The sequence below is a fragment of the Canicola haemoglobinophilus genome, from assembly GCF_002015075.1.
In the GTDB taxonomy this organism is placed as follows: domain Bacteria; phylum Pseudomonadota; class Gammaproteobacteria; order Enterobacterales; family Pasteurellaceae; genus Canicola; species Canicola haemoglobinophilus.
This window is the reverse complement of record NZ_MUXZ01000035.1, coordinates 1-3,185: the sequence shown is the minus strand read 5'-3', so window position 1 is coordinate 3,185 and position 3,185 is coordinate 1. Positions and strand designations below refer to the sequence as shown.

Genomic DNA, 3,185 nt, shown 5'->3' with positions numbered 1-3,185 from the left:
ATAATAAAATACCTGTGTCTAGATGTATTATCTCCAGAAACAGGTATTTACACAAATTATGGGAGAGGCTCGACTTAAGCTTAGCTTTATTTCCCTCTGATTTTCTCCATTGTTATATTTTTCTCTTTGGTACTGATAAATCCTATTTCCTAACTCACCAACACCATTGCCCAGGACCCCATGAAGTATATCCTTCTTATAAGAATAAATAAAAGGTATCTCATTACTTAATGGCTGTGGATTATATTTTAACCATGTAGGATCAGGGTTAAATTTTTTGTTTAAAGGTAATTCGACTATTTTACCTGTTCCATAACCTATCAAACTACCAACTCCACTACCAATAGCACCATTAACTACAGATTGATCTGTTACATAACCATTAAATGCTCCCGAAGCTGTATTTCCTAATACATTTGCAGTAAAACCTCTACCTTTCAATGCATAAGCTGTTGCCAAGTCAATTCCTAATGTTTTTGGATCAACACTCCCTGTTGAAATCATTTGCGAACCAACGCTACTAGCACCAGCAATCCCTAATGTGAATTTAGTTGAGTTAGATGTAATATTAGTTACAGCTTGGATGCCTTTAAGTATATTTTGCCCACCATATAAACTTAAACCATATTCCAAAGCATCTTTTGTTGAAAGTGCAACTCTACCATTAAAAGAATTGTAATAAGTACTTAGAGCATTATATTTACGACTAATGCTGTGATACATCTCTTCTTCTATAGAGTGTTTTTCTGTTCTAAAACCTAAAGTTTTATATTCAGGAGAAAGATTATCTACAGCATTATTTTTCTGCCAATTCGTTCCTGCATATGGGAAAGTGTAATCCCTATTTAATGTTGGGTTTCCATTTAAATATGAAAACTCAAATGCTTTCTTAGCATCTAACATATTAATAGGTTTCGCAAACTTATATCCAGATAGCGTTTTGCCACTAATACTTTCTTGAAGATAACGCTCCACATACATTAAGAACTGTTGTCTTTCTAATGTTGTTAAAGAGTTTGGGTCTTGTCTAAATTTATCTAACAAACCATCACTTTGATGATCGCTTTGTACTAAAACAAGAAACTCTTTTTCTTCTTTGACTGTTAGTTTTTCTCCTTTTAGATATTTATTTCTTAATTCGTTAAGCCTAATTCTCGAGGCTTCACTTAAGAAATTATTCTCCACCGCTCTTTTCGCTATATCCGCAGAACTCACCGCACTTGTGGTGCTATCGCCGATGATGCCGCCAGCTAATCCGCCCGCCAGCTGGCTTAAGGCGGTGATGGTTTGTTTTTCGCTTTCGCTAAGGTCATTGGTGGTTTTCGATTTGCCATCTATGCCATAAAGCTTTTGGGCAATAATCTGTGCTGTGGCTTCGCCTGTGAGTGCTCCAGCAGCACCAGCAAGGGCATTTGTGCCTGTGGCTTTGGCTTCTATTGCACCCAATAAAGCATGTGCCATAAGATTAGCTGTGGTGTTGTCTCCTGTTTGTGATTTGATAAATTGGTTAGCATAAGGCGAAATTAAGCCCACCGCTGCAGCACCTGTGTTTTTGGTTGCAATACCTTGTAATAAGCCTGTTACCGCTCTTATCGCCATTTGGATATTCCATTAATACAAAAATCCCTTCACATATTCTTTTTCAAAAAAAGAATTATACAGGATAAACAGCATACAAGAGGAAATTTACTAATAGTAGCCCAAAAAATACTCTCATCAAAAACAAAACCAAGCTCAATAAAGAAAAACAAATTTATAGCTAAAACAAAAAAAATCGAAGCTTTTAACACTTTAAATAAAGTACTATTTTTTATCTTGCTTATTGTCAATTTTTTCATCATAAAATCTCTCATATGTATTAATAATTACTTCTTTTATTATTGGATTTAGAATCGTATTAGATGGTACATATAGTATTTCTTCATATGCAGAACTTATAACATTTGAAGAATAAGTCTTATTAAAATTAAAATCTCCATTTTTAATTTTATCACTAGTAATCCCCACCCCAATTGAAAGGCTTAATGGCATCCCAGAAGTCGCTAATCCTAATCCTCCTGATAAAGTAAGTTCTTTCCCTGAATTCAATAAATTCTCTTTTGTCAGTTTCTTATTTGGATCTCTGTAATAATCATACCCATCAAATCCAGCCTTAATCCCAATGCTCTTCTAATGGAATATTATCTCCTTTGCTAGCCCTTTTAGTTCTTATTTTTGCATTCACTCATTCTATAATCATAATAAATTCTTAATCGTATGCTACCACTGATCGAAACTCCTATTTCTCCTTTACAAAAAAGTTTAACCTTAGATGTTGAACTTATCCCTTCATCTAAAACAAAACCTATACTTTTAATATATTCAAGAAATTTATTTTTATCATATAGTCTTGAATTTTCAAAAGTAACATCAAGAGAGAAAAAACCATTTAGTTTTCCTCTACGAGATAAAATAACTCCATCCATTTTTTCTATTTCATCTGATAATAATTTGTTAAATTCCCTACTTTCTTTGTTTATCATTTCTCCTTTATAGAACGGTTCTCCAAAAAACGTATATCCATTTATAATTAAAATAAAAAGTAATAGGATAATTTTGTAGGATAAGCTGAATTTCATTATTTACTCCAATCCCTCATCAATTCTTCATTTAAACTTCCCCCACTTCCTCCTTTACCGATACCTAGCTCAAAAGTCCCATAACTTTTGTTATTCAGATCTGATGAAATAGATTTTCCATAACCTGCACAATACCAACTATAACAAGCATTGATACCTACAGCAGTCCCCTTTATAGCAGTAGAGATAGCATCCCCTGTTATTCTATGACCTAAGTCATTTTTCATTTCAGATGCTTCTAAGTTAGTGATCCATCCTAAATTAATACCCATGGAAGTGCCAATTCTTGAAGGGACTGCTAATGGTGAGAATGTTCCACCAGATAAAACATCCCCATTTCTAAGATTAATCACAAATTTGCCTCCGATTCCATACATTTGCCCGCTAATAGATATGTAGTGAGGGGTATATTTGTCTGCCACATTTACTATTTCTTCAGCAACTTCTTCATTAGCTTTCTCTATAATTTCTTGCTTTATAGCATCAGCTTCTGATTTTAATACCAAGGATGAAGCATATTCAGGATTGGATAATATTGTTCCTAAATGATTATTCTCCACCGCCCTT

Annotated in this window: 3 protein-coding genes and 1 pseudogene; all 4 read right to left on the bottom strand. The window is 33.8% G+C overall.

The window, feature by feature from the left end; all coding sequences use genetic code 11:
- Positions 1-27: 27 nt before the first annotated feature.
- A pseudogene (locus B0186_RS09575) lies at positions 28-1,599 on the bottom strand (VENN motif pre-toxin domain-containing protein); the annotation flags it as partial.
- A gap of 204 nt (positions 1,600-1,803) precedes the next feature.
- Positions 1,804-2,088, bottom strand: a complete 285-nt coding sequence (locus B0186_RS09565) for a hypothetical protein (RefSeq protein WP_078219159.1) — start codon at positions 2,086-2,088, stop codon at positions 1,804-1,806.
- A gap of 113 nt (positions 2,089-2,201) precedes the next feature.
- Positions 2,202-2,618 (bottom strand): hypothetical protein, encoded by a 417-nt coding sequence (locus B0186_RS09560; RefSeq protein ID WP_078219158.1) that lies wholly within the window; start codon positions 2,616-2,618, stop codon positions 2,202-2,204.
- On the bottom strand, positions 2,618-3,185 hold a 568-nt coding region (locus B0186_RS11700), incomplete at its 5' end, for a hypothetical protein (RefSeq protein ID WP_211272440.1). The genes B0186_RS09560 and B0186_RS11700, both read right to left, overlap by 1 nt.

Coding starts and splice junctions, on each gene's coding strand:
- B0186_RS09560 (WP_078219158.1), bottom strand. CDS start 2,618: ATGAAATTCAGCTTATCCTACAAAATTATCCTATTACTTTTTATTTTA.